The sequence below is a fragment of the Paraburkholderia sp. EG304 genome, assembly GCF_046543485.1.
Classification (GTDB): Bacteria; Pseudomonadota; Gammaproteobacteria; order Burkholderiales; family Burkholderiaceae; genus Paraburkholderia; species Paraburkholderia youngii.
The window spans coordinates 333,411-352,397 of record NZ_JBKGUA010000004.1 but is presented as its reverse complement, the minus strand read 5'-3'; the positions used below and the strand labels follow the sequence as shown (position 1 = coordinate 352,397).

Annotated in this window: 16 protein-coding genes; all 16 read left to right on the top strand. The window is 65.1% G+C overall.

From position 1 onward, the window contains the following. The first annotated feature begins 7 nt into the window (after window positions 1–7). The 16 genes from rsmH to lpxC all read left to right on the top strand — a co-directional run bounded on the left by rsmH (window position 8) and on the right by lpxC (window position 18,926). Window positions 8–961 carry a 16S rRNA (cytosine(1402)-N(4))-methyltransferase RsmH gene (gene rsmH, locus ACLFKU_RS07670; RefSeq protein WP_176104975.1) on the top strand — a complete coding sequence of 318 codons (954 nt, stop codon included), beginning with the start codon at window positions 8–10 and terminating at the stop codon, window positions 959–961. Further along, window positions 958–1,308: a cell division protein FtsL gene (gene ftsL / locus ACLFKU_RS07665; protein ID WP_368586825.1), complete on the top strand. Its 351-nt coding sequence runs from the start codon at window positions 958–960 to the stop codon at window positions 1,306–1,308. The genes rsmH and ftsL overlap by 4 nt, the downstream gene beginning before the upstream one ends. Further along, complete coding sequence (locus tag ACLFKU_RS07660; RefSeq protein ID WP_368624204.1) at window positions 1,305–3,170, top strand: peptidoglycan D,D-transpeptidase FtsI family protein; 1,866 nt, start codon at window positions 1,305–1,307, stop codon at window positions 3,168–3,170. The genes ftsL and ACLFKU_RS07660 overlap by 4 nt, the downstream gene beginning before the upstream one ends. Beyond that, window positions 3,167–4,729, top strand: coding sequence for a UDP-N-acetylmuramoyl-L-alanyl-D-glutamate--2,6-diaminopimelate ligase (locus ACLFKU_RS07655; protein WP_410848658.1), 1,563 nt, complete (start codon window positions 3,167–3,169; stop codon window positions 4,727–4,729). The genes ACLFKU_RS07660 and ACLFKU_RS07655 overlap by 4 nt, the downstream gene beginning before the upstream one ends. Next, window positions 4,726–6,138 carry a UDP-N-acetylmuramoyl-tripeptide--D-alanyl-D-alanine ligase gene (locus tag ACLFKU_RS07650; RefSeq protein ID WP_410848657.1) on the top strand — a complete coding sequence of 471 codons (1,413 nt, stop codon included), beginning with the start codon at window positions 4,726–4,728 and terminating at the stop codon, window positions 6,136–6,138. The genes ACLFKU_RS07655 and ACLFKU_RS07650 overlap by 4 nt, the downstream gene beginning before the upstream one ends. A gap of 15 nt (window positions 6,139–6,153) precedes the next feature. Beyond that, the gene (mraY, locus tag ACLFKU_RS07645) at window positions 6,154–7,323 is read left to right on the top strand and encodes a phospho-N-acetylmuramoyl-pentapeptide-transferase (protein ID WP_176104980.1); all 1,170 of its coding nucleotides are present in this window, start codon (window positions 6,154–6,156) and stop codon (window positions 7,321–7,323) included. A gap of 25 nt (window positions 7,324–7,348) precedes the next feature. Continuing rightward, complete coding sequence (gene murD / locus ACLFKU_RS07640; protein WP_410848656.1) at window positions 7,349–8,860, top strand: UDP-N-acetylmuramoyl-L-alanine--D-glutamate ligase; 1,512 nt, start codon at window positions 7,349–7,351, stop codon at window positions 8,858–8,860. Then, window positions 8,857–10,134 carry a putative lipid II flippase FtsW gene (gene ftsW / locus ACLFKU_RS07635; protein ID WP_176121921.1) on the top strand — a complete coding sequence of 426 codons (1,278 nt, stop codon included), beginning with the start codon at window positions 8,857–8,859 and terminating at the stop codon, window positions 10,132–10,134. The genes murD and ftsW overlap by 4 nt, the downstream gene beginning before the upstream one ends. Continuing rightward, window positions 10,131–11,255 carry an undecaprenyldiphospho-muramoylpentapeptide beta-N-acetylglucosaminyltransferase gene (gene murG, locus ACLFKU_RS07630; protein ID WP_410848655.1) on the top strand — a complete coding sequence of 375 codons (1,125 nt, stop codon included), beginning with the start codon at window positions 10,131–10,133 and terminating at the stop codon, window positions 11,253–11,255. The genes ftsW and murG overlap by 4 nt, the downstream gene beginning before the upstream one ends. Next, window positions 11,252–12,655, top strand: a complete 1,404-nt coding sequence (gene murC / locus ACLFKU_RS07625) for a UDP-N-acetylmuramate--L-alanine ligase (protein WP_368586819.1) — start codon at window positions 11,252–11,254, stop codon at window positions 12,653–12,655. The genes murG and murC overlap by 4 nt, the downstream gene beginning before the upstream one ends. A 1-nt stretch (window position 12,656) precedes the next feature. Continuing rightward, a complete protein-coding gene (locus ACLFKU_RS07620; RefSeq protein ID WP_368586818.1) occupies window positions 12,657–13,598 on the top strand; it encodes a D-alanine--D-alanine ligase in 942 nt (313 codons plus the stop codon). A 23-nt stretch (window positions 13,599–13,621) separates the two neighbouring features. Continuing rightward, a complete protein-coding gene (locus tag ACLFKU_RS07615) occupies window positions 13,622–14,374 on the top strand; it encodes a cell division protein FtsQ/DivIB (RefSeq protein ID WP_410848654.1) in 753 nt (250 codons plus the stop codon). A gap of 27 nt (window positions 14,375–14,401) precedes the next feature. Next, window positions 14,402–15,634, top strand: coding sequence for a cell division protein FtsA (gene ftsA, locus ACLFKU_RS07610; protein WP_008921172.1), 1,233 nt, complete (start codon window positions 14,402–14,404; stop codon window positions 15,632–15,634). 116 nt (window positions 15,635–15,750) lie between these two features. Next, the gene (gene ftsZ / locus ACLFKU_RS07605) at window positions 15,751–16,953 is read left to right on the top strand and encodes a cell division protein FtsZ (protein ID WP_013090606.1); all 1,203 of its coding nucleotides are present in this window, start codon (window positions 15,751–15,753) and stop codon (window positions 16,951–16,953) included. 264 nt (window positions 16,954–17,217) lie between these two features. Then, complete coding sequence (locus tag ACLFKU_RS07600; protein WP_013090605.1) at window positions 17,218–17,721, top strand: peroxiredoxin; 504 nt, start codon at window positions 17,218–17,220, stop codon at window positions 17,719–17,721. A gap of 287 nt (window positions 17,722–18,008) precedes the next feature. Next, complete coding sequence (lpxC, locus tag ACLFKU_RS07595; protein ID WP_018437618.1) at window positions 18,009–18,926, top strand: UDP-3-O-acyl-N-acetylglucosamine deacetylase; 918 nt, start codon at window positions 18,009–18,011, stop codon at window positions 18,924–18,926. The last annotated feature ends 61 nt before the right edge of the window (window positions 18,927–18,987 follow it).

Genomic DNA, 18,987 nt, shown 5'->3' with positions numbered 1-18,987 from the left:
TATTTATATGGCTTCTGCGATGAGAAACGAATTGCAGCATCGCACGGTGCTGTTGAACGAAGCGGTCGATGCGCTGGTCACGCGCGCCGACGGCACGTATGTGGACGGTACGTTCGGCCGTGGCGGCCATAGCCGCCTCGTACTTGAGCGGCTTGGTGAAGCGGGGCGGTTGATCGCGTTCGATAAAGATCCGCTCGCGATCGCGACGGCGCAGAAGATCGCCGACCCGCGCTTTGCCATCGTCCACGAGAGTTTTGCTTCACTGCGCGCCGCGATGGCGGAGCGCGGGGTAGGGCGTGTGTCGGGGGTGTTGCTGGATCTGGGCGTGTCGTCGCCGCAAGTCGACGATCCGGAGCGGGGCTTCAGCTTCCGCGCCGACGGCCCGCTCGACATGCGGATGGACCCGACGCGCGGCGAATCCGCGGCTGACTGGCTCGCGCGGGCTACGGTGCAGGAACTGACGGAGGTGATACGAGATTATGGGGAAGAACGGTTTGCTTTTCAGATTGCAAAGGCGCTTGTTGCTCGCCGGGCAGAGTCCGACCGTCTTGGGCCTCTCGTCAGCACGGGCGAGCTTGCCCAAATCGTGGCTAACGTCGTCAAAACCCGTGAGAAGGGCAAGGACCCGGCAACCCGCACCTTTCAGGCTATACGGATTCACGTCAATCAAGAGCTTGCGGAGCTGCAAGTCGTTCTAGAAGCAGCGTTGTCGTTGTTGGAGCAAGGGGGGCGGCTGGTGGTCATCAGCTTTCATTCGCTCGAGGACCGTATCGTCAAGCGATTCATGCAGGCGCACGCAAGTACGCCGGCGGTCGACCGCCGCCTGCCGATCCGCGCGGTCGACCTGCCGAGCCCTCCGCTCAAGATCATCGGCCGCGTGTTTGCGAGCGACGCTGAAGTCGCCGACAACCCGCGCGCCCGTTCTGCCGTGATGCGCGTGGCGGAGCGGATCGCGCCATGAACCGCCTCAATATCTTCCTGCTGATCATCGTGATGGGCTGCGCCTTGTCGGTCGTCAACGCGACCAATCAGCAGCGTCAGATCTTTATCCAGCTGCAGCGCGCGCAGTCGCAGGAGCGTCAGCTGCAGCAGGACTATTCGCAGCTTCAATATCAGCAGAGCGCGCTGTCCAAAACGTCGCGCATCGAGCAACTCGCCACCGCCTCGCTGAAGATGCAATCGGCCACCACGGGCCGCACGCAGTACCTGACGCTCGCCCCGGGTGCCGCAACGGCGCTCGACGCCCCCATTCCGACTTCCGCGCCGGCCTCGGCGCCGGTTGCAGCCCGTCGCGGAGCCACGCGATGAAAAAATCGTCGGCGCACAAGAGCGTTGCGTTCTCGGCCAACCCGATTCTGTCGGTGCGCCTGCCGATGTGGCGCTCGAAGCTCGTCGTGTTCCTGCTGTTCATGGCGTTCGTCGCGCTCGCCGGGCGCGCGTTCTGGATTCAGGGACCGGGGAACGCGTTCTATCTGAAGCAGGGCGAAATCCGCTATCAGCGCCGCATCGACATGCCCGCCACGCGCGGCAAGATTCTCGACCGCAACGGTCTCGTGCTCGCCACGAGTCTGCCGGTGCGCGCAATCTGGGCGATTCCCGAATCGGTGCCGGACGACCTCGGCGCCGACAAGCTCGACGCGCTCGGCAAATTGCTCGGCATGACGACGAAGGAACTGCGCTCGAAGCTGTCGGAAGACAAGACCTTCGTCTACGTGAAGCGCCAGGTGCCGGTGGACGTCGCCGATAAAGTCGCGGCGCTCGACATCCCCGGCATTTACTCGCGCGCCGAGTACAAGCGCTTCTATCCGGAAGGCGAGATCACCGCTCACCTGATCGGCTTCACCAACGTCGAGGACGAGGGCCAGGAAGGCGTCGAGCTCGGCGACCAGAAGCTGCTCGCGGGCACCTCGGGCAGCCGTCGCGTGATCAAGGACCGGATTGGTCACATCATCGAGGACGTCGACGAGCAGGTCGTGCCGCACAATGGCAAGGACGTCGACCTGTCGATCGACAGCAAGATCCAGTACATCGCCTATACGAACCTGAAAGCGGCCGTCGAAAAATTCAAGGCGAAGGCCGGCGCGGCGATGGTGATCGACGTGCGCACCGGCGAAGTGCTCGCGCTCGTCAACTACCCGACCTACAACCCGAACGACCGCTCGCACCTGACCGGCGAGCAGCTGCGCAACCGCATCCTGACCGACACGTTCGAGCCGGGCTCGATCATGAAGCCGTTCACGGTGTCGCTCGCGCTCGATCTGCACCGGGTGACGCCGACTACACTGGTAGATACGGGCAACGGTCACTTCGTACTCGACGGCGCGCCGATCACCGACGACAGCGGCTTCGGCGTGCTGACGGTCGGCGGCGTGATCCAGAAGTCGAGCAACATCGGCGCGACGAAGATCGCGATGCAGCTACGGCCCGAAGAAATGTGGAATATGTATACCAGCATCGGTCTCGGCCAGGCGCCGAAGGTCGGTTTTCCGGGCGCGGCGGCGGGCCGCCTGCGTCCGTGGAAGAGCTGGCGCCGCATCGAGCAGGCGACGATGTCGTACGGCTACGGCCTGTCGGTGTCGCTGTTCCAGCTCGGCCGCGCGTACACCGCGATCGCGCACGACGGCCAGATCATGCCGGTGACGATCTTCCACGCGCCGGGCGACCAGCCGGCCACCGGTCCGCAGATCTTTTCGCCGACCACCGCGCGTGAAGTGCGCGCGATGCTCGAAACCGTCGTGTCGGCACAAGGCACGTCGCCGGATGCGGCGGTGCCCGGCTATCGCGTCGGCGGCAAGAGCGGTACCGCGTACAAGCACGGACCGCACGGCTACGACCACTCCAAATATCGCGCGTCGTTCGTCGGGATGGCGCCGATGCCGAATCCACGCATCGTCGTTGCAGTGTCGGTCGACGAGCCGACGGCGGGTAGCCACTTCGGCGGCCAGGTGTCGGGCCCGGTGTTCTCGGGCATCGTCGGCGATACGCTGCGCGCGCTGAACGTGCCGCCCGACATGCCGGTCAAGCAGATGGTGGTGTCCGACGATTCGGCGCCGCCCGCGCCCGGCGCGCCGTCGGCGCCGTCCGGGGCGAAGAAGCTGCCGACGAACCCGGGCGTGAAGAAGGTGACCATTTCCGCCAACCAGAAAACCCATCCAGGAGTCGAGCGATGAGCGCGCTGCGCGAGCAACATCCAGCGCACCGGCAGATCGCCGACGCCCTCGCCTGGCTGCGCGCGCACGTGCAGCCAGGCGCGCATCTGCACGCCGACACGCGCTCGCTCGCGGCCGGCGACGCATTCTTCGCGTACGCGGTCGATGGCGCGGACAACCGCGCGTTCATCGACGCGGCGATCGAGCGCGGCGCGGCCGCCGTGCTCGTGCAACCCGAAGGCTTCACCGGCAAGCTCGACGCGTCCGTCGCGCATGCGGTACCGGCTTTGAACGAACTCGCCGGCACGATCGCGAGCGCGTGGTATCGCGATCCGAGCGACGCGATGCTCGCGGTCGGCATCACCGGCACGAACGGCAAGACGTCTTGCAGCCAGTGGGTCGCCGCGGCGCTGTCCGCGCGCGGCACGCGCTGTGCGATCGTCGGCACGCTCGGCACGGGCCTCGTTGGTCAGCTCGTGCACACCGGCTTCACGACGCCCGACGCACCGCAATTGCAGCGCAGCCTCGCGCAATTGCGTGACGCGGGCGCGCAGGCGGTGGCGATGGAAGTGTCGTCGCATGCGCTGCATCAGGGGCGCGTGAACGGCACCGCTTTCGACATCGCGGTGTTCACGAATCTGACGCAGGACCATCTCGACTATCACGGCACGTTCGAGGCCTATGAAGCCGCCAAGGCGCGCCTGTTCGCATGGCCCGAGCTGCGCGCGGCCGTGATCAATCGCGACGATGCCGCCGGCCGGCGTTTGCTCGCGAGCACGCGTGGTCACGCTCGCACCATCGCTTATGGCATCGAGGGCGAGCATGGCGACGCCGGCGCCACGAATGCGCCACAAGCGGACGCGTGGCTGACCGCATCGAACGTGCGTGCGACCGCGACCGGCACCGCGTTTCATCTGAGCACCTCGGACTGGGGCAACGCCGACGTCGAAGTGCAAACGCTCGGCCTCTTCAACGTCAGCAATCTGCTTGCTGTGCTCGGCGTGCTGCTCGCCGCGGACGTGCCGTTCGGCGCGGCGCTCGCCGAACTCGCAAAGCTGGAACCGGTGAACGGCCGCATGCAGCGTTTGGGCGGCCGACTGCAAAACGACGAGCCGCTCGTCGTGATCGATTACGCACACACACCCGACGCGCTCGAAAAAACGCTCGAGGCACTGCGCCCGATCGCGACCGCGCGCGGCGGCGAACTCGTCTGCATGTTCGGCTGCGGCGGCGACCGCGATGCGACCAAGCGTCCGTTGATGGGCGCAATCGCCGAGCGGCTGGCGGACAACGTCGTCGTGACGAGCGACAACCCGCGCAGCGAAGACCCGCTCGCGATCATCGAGCAAATTACCGCGGGCATGCAGGATGCGTCGCAGGCGCGCCGCGTCGAAGACCGCGCGAGCGCGATCCTGCAGGCGATCCGCGGCGCCGCGCGTGAAGACGTGATCGTGCTGGCCGGCAAGGGGCACGAAGCGACACAGGAAATCATGGGCAAGAAACGCGCTTTTTCCGATCAGGACCACGCCCGCCTCGCGCTCGCCGCGCGGGCCACACAAACTCGCGGAGGTGGCGAATGACGATGTTCTCGCTACGAGCAGCCGCCGCGCAGATTCCCGGCGCGAGCGTCAGCGGCGACGACAGCGTGCGCTTCGAACGCGTGTCGACCGACAGCCGCAGCGCCGGTCCCGGCGATCTGTTCATCGCGATCAAGGGCGATCGATTCGACGCGCACGACTTCCTGCCGCAAGTCGCCGAGCGCAACGTCGCGGCCGTGCTGGTCGCGCGCACGCCGGAGAACTGGAGCGTGCCAGCGATTCGCGTCGCCGATACGCGCGCAGCGCTCGGCGCGCTCGCGCGCGGCTGGCGTCGTCAGTTCGACCTGCCGCTCGTCGCGGTCACCGGCAGCAACGGCAAGACCACGGTCAAGGAAATGATCGCGTCGATCTTCGCGGCCGCGGTCGGCGCGGACGCGCGTCTGGCCACCGCCGGCAATTTCAACAACGACATCGGCCTGCCGCTCACGCTGTTCCGTCTGCATGCCGCGCATCGGCTCGCGGTGGTCGAGCTCGGCATGAACCATCCGGGCGAAACTGAACAGCTCGCGAAGCTCGCCGAGCCGACGGTCGCGGTCGTCAACAACGCGCAGCGCGAGCACCAGGAATTCATGGCGACCGTCGAAGCGGTCGCGCTCGAACACGCGAGCGTGATTCACGCACTGTCGCCGGAGGGCACGGCAGTGTTTCCCGCCGATGACGCGTACGCGAGCATCTGGCGTGTCGCCGCCACCGGCAACCGCATCGTCGATTTCGCGTTGAACAGCGCGGAGCGCACCACCGAAGCCGCGGTGCAGGGCACGTTCGACGGCAAGCGTTTGAGCATCGACACGCCGCAAGGCCATCTCGACGTGACGCTGCAGGTGCTCGGCGATCACAACGCGCACAACGCGCTCGCGGCGACCTCGGCCGCGTTGGCCGCGGGTGTGTCGCTCGACGCGATCCAGCGCGGACTCGAATCGTTCGGCGCGGTGAAGGGCCGTCTGCAGGTCAAGCAGGCCGCGCTCGGCTCGCTCGCGGGCGCAACCGTGATCGACGACACCTACAACGCGAATCCCGATTCGATGCGCGCCGCGATCGACGTGCTCGCGTCGCGTGAATCGCCGCGTGTGCTCGTGATGGGCGACATGGGCGAAGTCGGCGACAACGGCCCGGCGTTTCACCGCGAAATCGGCGCGTATGCGAAAGAGCGCGGCATCGACGCGCTGTATGCGATGGGCGACGCCTCGCGCGACGCCTGCACCGCATACGGCGCGGGCGCGCACCACGTCGCCGATGTCGGCGCGCTGGTCGCGCAATTGCAGCAGGCCGGCTTCGGCGCTGCCGCAACGCTTCTCGTGAAAGGCTCGCGTTTCATGCAAATGGAGCGCGTGGTGGACGCCGTTACGAGTCCACAACCCAATGCCGCGGGCTCGACGCCCGCCGCACATTAAAAGAAGGATCCAGGCATGCTACTGGCGCTGGCGCAATGGCTGCAGAATGACGCAAGCTTCTTGCGCGTGTTCAGTTATCTGACGTTTCGCGCGGTGATGGCGACCATCACCGCGTTGCTGATCGGGCTCGTCTGCGGCCCGGCGGTCATTCGCAAGCTGACCGCAATGAAGGTCGGCCAGGCCGTTCGCAAGGACGGCCCGCAAACTCATCTCGTCAAATCGGGCACGCCGACGATGGGCGGCGTGCTGATCCTGCTCGGCATCGGTGTCGCCACGCTGCTGTGGGCGGATCTGACCAACCGCTTCATCTGGATCGTGATGCTCGTCACGTTCGGCTTCGGCGTGATCGGCTGGGTCGACGATTACCGCAAGGTCGTCTACAAGGACCCGCGCGGCATGTCATCGCGCGAGAAGTATTTCTGGCAATCGGTGATCGGACTGTTCGCGGCGGTGTATCTCGCGTTCAGCGTGTCCGAGGCGAGCAACGTGCGCGTGTTCGACCTGTTCATGGCGTGGGTGCGCAGTGGCCTGTCGATGGGCCTGCCCGCGCGCGCCGACCTGTTGCTGCCGTTCTTCAAGTCGATCACTTATCCGCTCGGCGTGTGGGGCTTCATCGTGTTGACGTATCTGGTGATCGTCGGCGCGAGCAACGCGGTGAATCTGACCGACGGCCTCGACGGACTCGTGATCATGCCGGTCGTGCTGGTCGGCGGGTCGCTCGGCGTATTCGCATACGTGATGGGCAGCTCGGTCTACTCGAAGTACCTGCTGTTTCCGCACATTCCCGGCGCGGGCGAACTGCTGATCTTCTGTTCGGCGATGGGCGGCGCGGGACTTGCGTTCCTGTGGTTCAACACGCACCCGGCGCAGATGTTCATGGGCGACGTCGGCGCGCTCGCACTCGGCGGCGCGCTCGGCACGGTCGCGGTGATCGTGCGTCAGGAAATCGTGCTGTTCATCATGGGCGGCATTTTCGTTGCGGAGACGCTGTCGGTGATGCTGCAGGTCACGTGGTTCAAGTATACGAAGCGCCGTTACGGCGAAGGGCGGCGCTTCTTCAAGATGGCGCCGCTGCATCACCATTTCGAATTGTCGGGCTGGAAGGAAACACAGGTGGTCGTGCGGTTCTGGATCATCACGTTGATGTTGTGCCTATTCGGTTTGTCCACTCTCAAATTGCGTTAAGCAGCAGTATTTAAGGAAGCAGGCGATGTTCGGCGAGAAGTTTCGGGATCGGCAAAAGCCGATGGTGCTCGTGCTGGGACTGGGTGAATCCGGTCTCGCGATGGCGCGCTGGTGCGCCAGGCACGGCTGTCGGCTGCGCGTGGCAGATACGCGCGAAGTGCCGCCGAACCTGTCCGCTCTCGAAGCGCATGGTGTCGATGCCGATTTCGTCGGCGGTCCGTTTTCGCCGGTGCTGCTCGAAGGCGTCGAACTGGTCGCGATCAGCCCGGGGCTGTCGCCGCTCGCCGTCGATCTGCTGCCGCTGATCACGGCGGCGCGCGAGCAGGGCATTCCGGTGTGGGGCGAGCTCGAACTGTTCTCGCAGGCGCTGCGCACGCTCGGCGAGTCCGGCTACGCGCCGAAGGTGATCGCGATCACCGGCACGAACGGCAAGACCACGACGACGAGCCTGACCGGCCTGCTGTGCGAACGCGCGGGCAAGAAGGTCGCGGTGGCGGGCAACATCAGCCCGTCGCTGCTCGACAAGCTGTCCGAAGCGATCGATCAGACCGCGCTGCCCGACGTGTGGGTGCTCGAACTGTCGAGCTTCCAGCTGGAGACCTCGCATACGTTTACGCCGGACGCGGCGGCCGTGCTCAACATCACGCAGGATCATCTGGACTGGCACGGCGGACTCGATGCGTACGCGGCCGCGAAGGGCCGCATCTTCGGTACACAGACGGTGCGCGTGCTGAATCGCGACGACGCGCGCGTGATGGCGCTCGCGCCCGCCAGCGGCGAAGCGGAGGTCGTCACGTTCGGCGTGACCGAGCCGAAGAACGACGGTGACTACGGCCTGTTGCGCGATAACGGCATGGTGTGGCTCGTCGAGGCGCAAGATCGCGACGCGAGCGATGAGCCCACGCCGAAGCGTCGTCGCAAGAACGAAGCAGCGGCAACGCCCGACATCGCGCTGAAGCGTCTGATGCCAGCCGACGCGCTGCGCATCCGCGGCCTGCACAACGCGGCGAACGCGCTGGCCGCGTACGCGCTCGCGCGCGCGATCGGTCTGCCCGGCGCACCGCTGCTGCATGGCCTGCGCGAATACCGCGGCGAGCCGCATCGCGTGGAACTGATCGCGTCGATCGACGGCATCGACTACGTGGACGACAGCAAGGGCACCAACGTCGGCGCGACGGTCGCCGCGCTCGACGGTCTCGCGCAACGCGTCGTGCTGATCGCGGGCGGCGACGGCAAGGGCCAGCAATTCGAGCCGCTCGCCGCGCCGGTGATGCGCTGGTGCCGCGCGGTGATGCTGATCGGCCGCGACGCGCCGCAAATTCGCGCGGCGCTCGAACATTGCGGCGTCGCGATGACCGATCACGCGACGCTCGAAGAAGCGACGCGCGCGGCCACTGCAATCGCGCAGCCCGGCGACGCGGTGCTGCTGTCGCCCGCGTGCGCGAGCTTCGACATGTTCAAGGGATACGCACACCGTGCAGCGGTATTCCGCAGCACGGTCGAAGATATCGCGGCCGAACGGGGGACGATGATATGAGCTGGTCGGAACGTTTCGGCTCGCGCGAAGCCACCGGCGGCAACGGCGCCGCCGCAGGTACGTCTTCCCGCACGTCGACCCGCACGGGTGGCAGCGGACTCGCGAGCGCGGTCAACGGCGTGCGGCCGCTGCGCTCGCGCATGCTCGACTACGACCACTCGCTGTTGTGGGTCGTCGTCGCGCTGCTCGGACTCGGCATCGTGATGGTGTACTCGGCGTCGATCGCGATGCCCGATTCGCCGAAGTACGCGTCGTATCGCGACTGGGCGTTCCTCGTGCGCCAGATCGTCTTCGTGCTGATGGGCTCGGCGGTCGGCATCGTCTCGTTCCGCATTCCGATTTCGACGTGGGACAAGTACGCGCCCAAGCTTTTCCTGATCTCGCTCGTCGCGCTCGTGATCGTGCTGATTCCGCACGTCGGCAAGGGTGTGAACGGTGCGCGCCGCTGGATTCCGCTCGGCATCACGAACATGCAGCCGTCGGAAATCATGAAGCTCGCGGTGACGATCTACGCGGCGAACTACACGGTGCGCAAGCAGGAATACATGCACAGTTTCGCCAAGGGCTTTCTGCCGATGGCGGTCGCGGTCGGCCTGGTCGGCGCGCTGCTGCTGCTCGAGCCGGACATGGGCGCGTTCATGGTGATCGCGGCGATCGCGATGGGCGTGCTGTTCCTCGGCGGCGTGAACGGCAAGCTGTTCGGCGGCCTCGTCGCGACCGCGGTGGGAACATTTACGTTGCTGGTATGGGCTTCGCCTTGGCGTCGTGAGCGGATCTTCGCGTACCTCGATCCATGGGACGATCGCTACGCACAGGGCAAAGCGTATCAATTGACGCACTCGCTGATCGCGTTCGGGCGTGGCGAGTGGTTCGGCGTCGGTCTCGGCGGCAGCGTCGAGAAGCTCAACTATCTGCCCGAAGCGCATACCGACTTCATTCTCGCAGTGATCGGCGAGGAGTTGGGTTTCGTCGGCGTGCTCGTCGTGATCCTGATGTTCTACTGGATCGTGCGCCGTTCATTCGAGATCGGTCGTCAGGCGCTCGCACTCGATCGCACGTTCGCGGGGCTCGTCGCGAAGGGCGTCGGCATCTGGTTCGGCGCGCAGACCTTCATCAACATGGGCGTGAACCTCGGTCTTCTGCCGACCAAAGGTCTCACGCTGCCGCTTGTCAGCTACGGCGGCTCGGGCATTTTGCTGAACTGTGTGGCGATTGCCGTGTTGATGCGGGTCGACTATGAAAACCGGGTGTTGATGCGCGGGGGCAAGGTATGACGGCTCTGCCACAACGCACGCTGATGGTGATGGCCGGCGGCACCGGGGGACATGTGTTCCCGGGGCTCGCGGTCGCGCATCTGATGCAGGCATGGGGCTGGAAAGTCGTATGGCTCGGCAACCCCGCGGGCATGGAAGCGACGCTGGTACCGAAGCACGGCATCCCGATGGAGTACGTCCACTTCGGCGGCGTGCGCGGCAAAGGCCTGAAGACCAAGCTGATGCTGCCGGTGAACCTGCTGCGCGCGTGCACGCAGAGCCTGAGCGTGCTGCGTCGCGTGAAGCCCGATGTCGTGCTCGGCATGGGCGGCTACATCACGTTCCCGGCCGGGCTGATGACCGCGCTGAGCGGGTGCCCGCTGGTGCTGCACGAACAGAATTCGATCGCCGGTCTCGCGAACAAGGTGCTCGCGAAGCTCGCGAAGCGCGTGCTGGTCGCGTTTCCGAATGCGCTGCCGCACGGCGAATGGACCGGCAATCCGATTCGTGAGGAACTTGCGCGCGCGAATGCACCCAAAGCACGCTACGCGCAGCGTAACGGTCCGCTGAACGTGCTCGTCGTGGGCGGCAGTCTCGGCGCCGCCGCGTTGAACGAAGTCGTGCCGCGCGCGGTCGCGCTGTTAGCGCCCAATGAAAGACCGCGCATCGTGCATCAGGCGGGCGCGAAGCATATCGATGCGCTGCGCGAGAACTACGCGGCCGCAGGCTTGCAGGCAGGCGCGGACGTGTCGCTCGTGCCGTTCATCGACGACATGACGACCGCCTATGCGCAGGCCGACCTGGTGATCTGCCGCTCGGGTGCGATGACGGTGTCGGAGATATCGGCGGTCGGCGTCGCGGCGCTGTTCGTACCGTTCCCGTACGCGGTCGACGATCACCAGACCACTAATGCAGCGTTTCTCGCCGACAACGGCGCGGCGCTGGTCGTACAACAACGCGATCTGTCGGCGGAAAAGCTCGCCGACTGGTTGCGTAGCCAGACGCGGGAAAGTCTCGCGGAAATGGCGGAGCGTTCGCGCTCGCTCGCGAAACCGGATGCCACCGAACAGGTCGCGCAGATCTGCGCGACGGTGGCGGGTGCGGGTTCGATGGCGGGCATGAGCCCAGAAGGAAAGCAATGAAACACATCGTCAAACATATTCATTTCGTCGGCATCGGCGGCGTCGGCATGAGCGGCATCGCCGAAGTGCTCGTCAATCTCGGCTATCAGGTGAGCGGCTCGGACCTGTCGGGCAACGCGGTCACCGAGCGCCTCGCCGGGCTCGGCGCGCGCATTTCGATCGGGCACGCGGCGGAGAACATCGAAGGCGCGAACGCGGTGGTGGTGTCGACCGCGGTGCGCAGCGACAACCCGGAAGTGCTGGCCGCGCGTCATCGCCGCATTCCGATCGTGCCGCGCGCGGTGATGCTCGCGGAACTGATGCGTCTGAAGCAGGGCATCGCGATCGCCGGCACGCACGGCAAGACCACGACCACGTCGCTGGTTGCGAGCGTGCTCGCCGCGGGCGGGCTCGATCCGACCTTCGTGATCGGCGGCCGGCTGATCAGTGCGGGCGCGAATGCGCGTCTGGGCACCGGCGACTTCATCGTCGCCGAGGCGGACGAATCGGACGCGTCGTTCCTCAACCTGTTCCCGGTGATCGAAGTCATCACGAACATCGACGCCGATCATATGGATACCTATGGTCACGACTTCGCGCGTCTGAAGCAGGCGTTCATCGAATTCACGCACCGTCTGCCGTTCTATGGCATCGCGGTGCTGTGCGTCGACGATCCGAACGTAAAAGAGATCCTGCCGTTCGTGTCGAAGCCGATCATCCGCTACGGTTTTGCGGCCGATGCACAGGTCCGCGCGGTCAACGTCGAAGCGCGCGAAGGGCGCATGCATTTCACCGTGATGCGCGAAGACGCGGCGCCGCTCGACGTCACGTTGAACCTGCCGGGCGAGCACAACGTGCAGAACGCGTTGGCCGCAATTGCAATTGCGACTGAACTTGAAGTGAAAGATGCCGATATCCAGCGAGCGCTCGCGGATTTCAACGGCGTCGGCCGACGCTTCCAGCGTTACGGCGAAGTGCCGGTCGTCAGCGACGGCCAGGCCGCGGGCTCCTACACGCTGGTGGACGACTACGGTCACCACCCGGTCGAAATGGCCGCCACGGTGGCGGCGGCGCGCGGCGCATTTCCGGGTCGGCGCCTGGTGCTGGCGTTCCAGCCGCACCGCTTCACGCGCACGCGTGATTGCTTCGAGGATTTCGTGAAAGTGCTGTCGACCGTCGACGCGCTCGTGCTGACCGAAGTCTATGCGGCCGGCGAAGCGCCGATCGTCGCGGCGGACGGCCGCGCGTTGGCGCGCGCGCTGCGTGTCGCGGGCAAGGTCGAGCCGGTGTTCGTCGATACGGTCGATGAAGTGCCGGACGCGCTCTCTACGGTGGTGCGCGACGGTGATGTGGTGATTACGATGGGCGCGGGTTCGATCGGCGGTGTGCCGGGTCGCCTCGCTCAGGAACTGAAGGTGTGAGATGAGCAGTATCGATCCCAAAAAATTCGGCAAGGTGGCAGTGCTGCTCGGCGGTAATTCGGCCGAGCGCGAGGTGTCGCTCAATTCCGGACGTCTGGTGCTGCAGGGTCTGCGCGACGCCGGCGTCGACGCGCATCCGTTCGATCCGGCCGAGCGTCCGCTGTCGGCATTGAAGGAAGAGGGCTTCGTGCGCGCGTTCAACGCGCTGCATGGCGGCTACGGCGAAAACGGCCAGATCCAGGGCGCGCTCGATTTCTACGGCATCCGCTACACCGGTAGCGGCGTGCTCGGCTCGGCGCTCGGACTCGACAAGTTCCGCACCAAGCTCGTGTGGCAGCAGCTCGGCATTCCGACGCCGCCGTTCGAAGCGGTGCTGCGCGGCGACGACTACGAAGCGCGCGCGAAAGAGATCGTCGCGAAGCTCGGCCTGCCGCTGTTCGTCAAGCCGGCGAGCGAAGGTTCGAGCGTCGCCGTGATCAAGGTGAAGAGCGCGGACGCGCTGCCGGCCGCGCTGATCGAGGCCGTGAAATACGACCGTATCGTCGTGGTCGAGAAGAGCATCGAAGGCGGCGGCGAGTACACCGCGTGCATCGCCGGCAATCTGGATCTGCCGGTGATCCGCATCGTGCCGGCCGGCGAGTTCTACGACTATCACGCGAAGTACATCGCCAACGACACGCAGTATCTGATTCCCTGTGGTCTCGGCGCCGAAGAAGAAGCGCGCCTGAAGGTGCTCGCGCGCCGCGCGTTCGACGTGCTCGGCTGCACCGACTGGGGCCGCGCGGACTTCATGCTCGATGGTGAAGGCAAGCCGTACTTCCTCGAAGTGAACACGGCGCCCGGCATGACCGATCACTCGCTGCCGCCGAAAGCGGCGCGCGCGGTCGGCATCAGCTATCAGGAACTCGTGGTCGGCGTGTTGGCGCTGACGCTGCAGGATTAACCAGGGTAAACGCAAGCAACACCATGTGGAACAACGTTCGCCAGCTCAATCTCGCCACCAACGCGCTGCACGCGTTGCTGGTGCTCGTGCTGCTGGCGGCGGGCGGTTACTGGATGATCCAGCGCCCGAATTTCGCGCTGCGCGAGATCCAGATCGACGGCGACACCGAGCACATCAATTCGCCGACGGTGCGCGCCGGCGTTGTGGGGCGCCTGAAGGGCAACTACTTCACGGTCGATCTCGACGCCGCGCGTCAGGCGTTCGAGCAGATGCCGTGGGTGCGTCACGCGAGCGTGCGGCGCGTGTGGCCGAATGCACTGGCTGTCACGCTCGAAGAGTACAAGCCGCTAGGGACGTGGGGCAGCGATCAGCTGGTGAGCGTCGACGGCGAACTGTTCACCGCGAACCAGGGCGAGCTCGACGAAGAACTGCCCGCGTTCGACGGCCCGGACGGTACGGCGAAGGAAGTCGTCGCGCGTTATCACGACTTCCAGAAGTGGTTCGCGGCGATCAACGCGACGCCCGAGGAAGTGACGCTGTCGCCGCGCTATGCGTGGACGGTGAAACTGTCGAACGGCACGCAGGTGGAGTTGGGCCGCGAACGCAATCAGGACACGCTGGCCGATCGCAGCAAACGCCTGACCGCGGCATGGGGCGCGGTGACGCAACGTTGGGGAAAGGATATCGAGAATGCGGACTTGCGCTATCCGAACGGTTTCGCGATTCGTGCCGCTGGCATGCGCTTCATCAGCGAACCCGACAAGGGCAAGAAGTAAACGGACATCACACGCACTGAGCACGCTATGAGTAAAGACTATAAGGATCTGCTGGTCGCCCTCGACATCGGGACGTCGAAGGTAGTGGCCATCGTCGCCGAGTTGAAGGGCGAGGGTCACTACGAGGTGATCGGTCTCGGCCAGAGCGAATCGAAGGGGCTCAAGAAGGGCGTGGTGGTGAACATCGAAGCCACCGTGCAGTCGATTCAGCGCGCGCTCGAGGAAGCCGAGCTGATGGCCGACTGCAAGATCACGAACGTGTTCACCGGGATCGCCGGGAGCCATATCCGCAGCTTCAATTCCAGCGGCATGGTCGCGATCAAGGAGAAGGAAGTCACGCAGGCGGACGTGGCGCGCGTGATCGAAACGGCCAAGGCGATCAACATCCCGACCGATCAGCAGGTGCTGCATATCCTCACGCAGGAATTCATCATCGACGGCCAGGAAGACGTGCGCGAGCCGATCGGCATGAGCGGCATCCGCCTCGAAGTGAAGGTGCATATCGTCACCGGCGCGGTCAGCGCGGCGCAGAACATCGTCAAGTGCGTGCGACGCTGCGGCCTCGAAGTGAACGATCTGATTCTTCAGCCGCTCGCGTCGTCGCTGGCGGTGCTGACGGAAGACGAAAAGGAACTGGGCGTGGTGCTGGTCGACATCGGCGGCGGCACGACGGACATCGCGATCTTCAGCGAAGGCGCGATCCGCCACACCGCCGTGATTCCGATCGCCGGCGACCAGATCACCAGCGACATCGCAATGGCGCTGCGCACGCCGACGCCGGATGCCGAGGACATCAAGGTCGACTACGGCATCGCCAAGCAGGCGCTCGCCGATCCGGACGAGATGATCGAAGTGCCGGGTCTCGGCGAACGCGGTCCGCGCACGCTGTCGCGCCAGGCGCTGGCGGCGGTGATCGAGCCGCGCGTCGAAGAACTGTTTTCGCTCGTGCAGCAGGTGGTGCGCGAGTCGGGTTACGAGGAGTTGCTGAGCTCGGGCGTCGTGCTGACGGGCGGCGCGTCGATGATGATCGGCATGGTCGAGCTCGGTGAGGACATTTTCCTGAAGCCGGTGCGCATTGGGGTGCCGGAGTACGCGGGCGGTCTCGCCGACGTCGTGCGCAATCCGCGCTATTCGACGGCAATGGGCCTGCTCGTCGAAGGGCGCTCGCAGCGTATGCGCGGGCGCAAGGTTGCAGTGCAGTCGGGGTCGATGGGACAGGTGTTCTCGCGCATGAAGGACTGGTTCCTCGGCAACTTCTGACCAGGGGTTTCGAGAAATTCGCGCTGGTGCCGGCGGCCGGTGCGCGACAGGAGGTTGCCCGATCTCCTGCCGGATAACGCCGAGTGGCAGTAACTTTTTATCTTGACGGAGGCAACATGGAATTCCAGATGCTGGAAACCGAAACGAGCGGCACCATCATCAAGGTCGTCGGAGTCGGTGGCGCTGGCGGCAATGCCGTTCAGCACATGATCAACAAAGGCGTGCAAGGCGTCGACTTCATCGTGATGAACACGGACGCGCAGGCGCTGTCGCGTTCGCGCGCAACCGCGGTGATCCAGCTCGGCAACACGGGTCTGGGCGCAGGAGCCAAGCCGGAAATGGGCCGCGCCGCCGCTGAAGAAGCACGCGAGCGCATCGCCGACGCACTGCGCGGCGCGCACATGGTGTTCATCACCGCCGGCATGGGTGGCGGCACGGGCACGGGCGCGGCACCGGTCGTCGCGCAGATCGCGAAGGAAATGGGCATTCTGACCGTCGGCGTCGTCAGCAAGCCGTTCGAATTCGAAGGCGGCAAGCGGATGCGCGTGGCGGAAGCCGGTTCGCAACAACTGGAGGATCACGTCGACTCGCTGATCGTCGTGCTGAACGACAAGCTGTTCGAGGTGATGGGCGACGACGCCGAGATGGACAAGTGCTTCCAGTGCGCTGACGACGTTCTGAACAACGCGGTTGCGGGCATTGCGGAAATCATCAACGTCGACGGTCTCGTCAACGTCGACTTCGAAGACGTGAAGACCGTGATGGGCGAGCAGGGCAAGGCGATGATGGGCACGGCGACGGTTGCCGGTGTCGATCGCGCGCGTCTCGCGGCCGAGCAGGCCGTCGCGAGCCCGCTGCTGGAAGGCGTCGATCTGTCGGGCGCGCGTGGCGTGCTGGTCAACATCACGTCGAGCCGTTCGCTGCGTCTGTCGGAAACGCGCGAAGTGATGAACACGATCAAGAGCTATGCCGCGGAAGATGCGACGGTGATCTTCGGCGCCGTGTACGACGATGCAATGGGCGACGCGCTGCGCGTGACGGTCGTGGCAACGGGTCTCGGCCGCGCGGCGAAGAAGCAGCAATCGGCACCGATGACGCTGCTGCGCACCGGCACCGACAACCAGCCGGTCGGCGCGATGGCGCACGCAGCGTACGCACCGGCGGCAGGCCATGCCAGCACGGCCGACTACGGCGCGCTCGACACGCCGGCAGTGTGGCGCACGTCGCGCGACACGGCGGCCTCGCACGTGCAGGCGCTGCAGGAAAAGGGCGTCGATACGTACGACATTCCTGCATTCCTGCGCAAGCAGGCGGACTGAGCGCACGGGCAGGCTTCGTTGCCGCGCTGCGACTGAGGTCGCAAGTGCAGCGCTGGCGGACGAACGCACGAGCGTGGCGGGTGAACGGCAAGCAGGTCGCGTATCGTCTGGTTCGCGGCAGGGGCAACTGCCCTCTGCGGATTCGCGAGGCGGACGAAGTGACTGCCGCCGCACGGTGTGGCTTATAGTTGAAAAGGCCGAACCGATATTCACTGCGACACGAGGACGTGCGAGCGTGCTTCGCATCGATGCAAAGGACTGAGCATGATCAAGGAAGGTGAAAAGCTGCCCGACGCGACGCTCTTCGAGTATGTCGAAGACGACCGGGCGGGCTGCACGATCGGACCGAACAGTTTCGACGTGCGCGAGCAGACGGCGGGCAAACGCGTGGTGATCTTCGGATTGCCTGGCGCGTTCACGCCGACCTGTTCGGCCAAACATGTACCGGGCTATGTCGAGCATGCCGAGCAGTTGCGCGCTGCCGGCATCGACGAAATCTGGTGCGTGTCCGTCAACGACGCGTTCGTCATGGGCGCGTGGGGACGCGATCAGCACACCTCGGGCAAGGTGCGCATGATGGCGGACGGCAGTGCGGCTTTTACACGGGCGCTTGGTCTGGAGCAGGATCTGTCGGCGCGCGGCATGGGGATTCGTTCCCTGCGCTACGCGATGGTGGTCGACGACGGCGTGGTCAAGACGCTGAACGTCGAGGCCGCCGGCAAATTCGAAGTCAGCGATGCAGCGAGTATTCTCGCTACGTTGAGCTAGTTGCTGACGTCGCACCTTCGCCGCGACCCGCGCGCTGATGCCGCGTGGCGCGACGGCAACGGTGATTACGACGCTTTTGTGACAGGCCGTTACGCGGGCCGATGACCGGAAACGCCTCCGTTCCGGGGCATCGGCCCGTCACGCTTTCCGTCGCTAAGCCCACTGGGTAATGCAGCGAAACAGATTGTCACGTTCCCCGCAAAGACGCTGGTCTGGGGATTGGAGTATAATTGCGGCTATGAAATAAAAAATCCTGATTGGGATTTTCAATCGAATAGAAGACCACCATGTTGAAGCAGCGCACAATCAAATCGATCGTCAAGACTGTCGGTATCGGATTGCACTCCGGCCGTAAAGTCAATCTGACGCTCCGTCCGGCGGGGCCGGACACTGGCATCGTGTTTTCGCGCGTGGATTTGCCCACGCCGGTGGACATTCCTGCGTCGGCGATGGCGATTGGCGATACGCGTCTGGCTTCCGTGTTGCAGAAAGACGGCGCGCGCGTGTCGACCATCGAGCATCTGATGTCCGCCTGCGCCGGTCTTGGCATCGACAACCTTTACGTCGACGTCACCGCCGAAGAAATCCCGATCATGGACGGCAGCGCGGGTTCGTTCGTGTTCCTGATCCAGTCGGCGGGTATCGAAGAGCAGAACGCGCCGAAGAAATTCATCAAGGTCACGAAGCCGGTCGAAATCCGCGACGGCGACAAGTTCGCGCGCCTCGATCCGTATTTCGGCTTCAAGCTCAAGTTCACGATCGACTTCCGTCACCCCGCCGTGGACAAAACCGGTCAGGCGCTGGAAGTGGATTTCGCCAACACGTCGTACGTGCGCGAAATCGCGCGCGCCCGCACGTTCGGCTTCGCGCATGAAGTGGAAATGATGCGTGAGCTCGGCCTCGCGCGGGGCGGCAGCATGGACAACGCGATTGTGCTCGACGAGTACCGCATCCTGAACAACGACGGCCTTCGTTACGACGACGAGTTCGTCAAGCACAAGATGCTCGACGCGATCGGCGACCTGTACGTGATCGGTCACCCACTGCTCGCGTCGTACACCGCGTACAAGTCCGGCCACGGCCTGAACAATGCATTGCTGCGCGAGTTGCTCGCGCACGAAGACTCGTACGAAATCGTCACCTTCGACGACACGCAAAAGGCCCCGCGCGGCTTCGCGTACGAAACGCAGACGGCGTTCGCATAAAGCCGGCGTGACAGGCAGGCAGATGAAAAACGGCCCCTCCGGGCCGTTTTTTTCGTTCAAC

Bases quoted from the DNA above. Each gene is read 5' to 3' on its own strand.
- rsmH (WP_176104975.1), top strand. From the start codon at position 8: ATGGCTTCTGCGATGAGAAACGAATTGCAGCATCGCACGGTGCTGTTG.
- ftsL (WP_368586825.1), top strand. From the start codon at position 958: ATGAACCGCCTCAATATCTTCCTGCTGATCATCGTGATGGGCTGCGCC.
- ACLFKU_RS07660 (WP_368624204.1), top strand. From the start codon at position 1,305: ATGAAAAAATCGTCGGCGCACAAGAGCGTTGCGTTCTCGGCCAACCCG.
- ACLFKU_RS07655 (WP_410848658.1), top strand. From the start codon at position 3,167: ATGAGCGCGCTGCGCGAGCAACATCCAGCGCACCGGCAGATCGCCGAC.
- ACLFKU_RS07650 (WP_410848657.1), top strand. From the start codon at position 4,726: ATGACGATGTTCTCGCTACGAGCAGCCGCCGCGCAGATTCCCGGCGCG.
- mraY (WP_176104980.1), top strand. From the start codon at position 6,154: ATGCTACTGGCGCTGGCGCAATGGCTGCAGAATGACGCAAGCTTCTTG.
- murD (WP_410848656.1), top strand. From the start codon at position 7,349: ATGTTCGGCGAGAAGTTTCGGGATCGGCAAAAGCCGATGGTGCTCGTG.
- ftsW (WP_176121921.1), top strand. From the start codon at position 8,857: ATGAGCTGGTCGGAACGTTTCGGCTCGCGCGAAGCCACCGGCGGCAAC.
- murG (WP_410848655.1), top strand. From the start codon at position 10,131: ATGACGGCTCTGCCACAACGCACGCTGATGGTGATGGCCGGCGGCACC.
- murC (WP_368586819.1), top strand. From the start codon at position 11,252: ATGAAACACATCGTCAAACATATTCATTTCGTCGGCATCGGCGGCGTC.
- ACLFKU_RS07620 (WP_368586818.1), top strand. From the start codon at position 12,657: ATGAGCAGTATCGATCCCAAAAAATTCGGCAAGGTGGCAGTGCTGCTC.
- ACLFKU_RS07615 (WP_410848654.1), top strand. From the start codon at position 13,622: ATGTGGAACAACGTTCGCCAGCTCAATCTCGCCACCAACGCGCTGCAC.
- ftsA (WP_008921172.1), top strand. From the start codon at position 14,402: ATGAGTAAAGACTATAAGGATCTGCTGGTCGCCCTCGACATCGGGACG.
- ftsZ (WP_013090606.1), top strand. From the start codon at position 15,751: ATGGAATTCCAGATGCTGGAAACCGAAACGAGCGGCACCATCATCAAG.
- ACLFKU_RS07600 (WP_013090605.1), top strand. From the start codon at position 17,218: ATGATCAAGGAAGGTGAAAAGCTGCCCGACGCGACGCTCTTCGAGTAT.
- lpxC (WP_018437618.1), top strand. From the start codon at position 18,009: ATGTTGAAGCAGCGCACAATCAAATCGATCGTCAAGACTGTCGGTATC.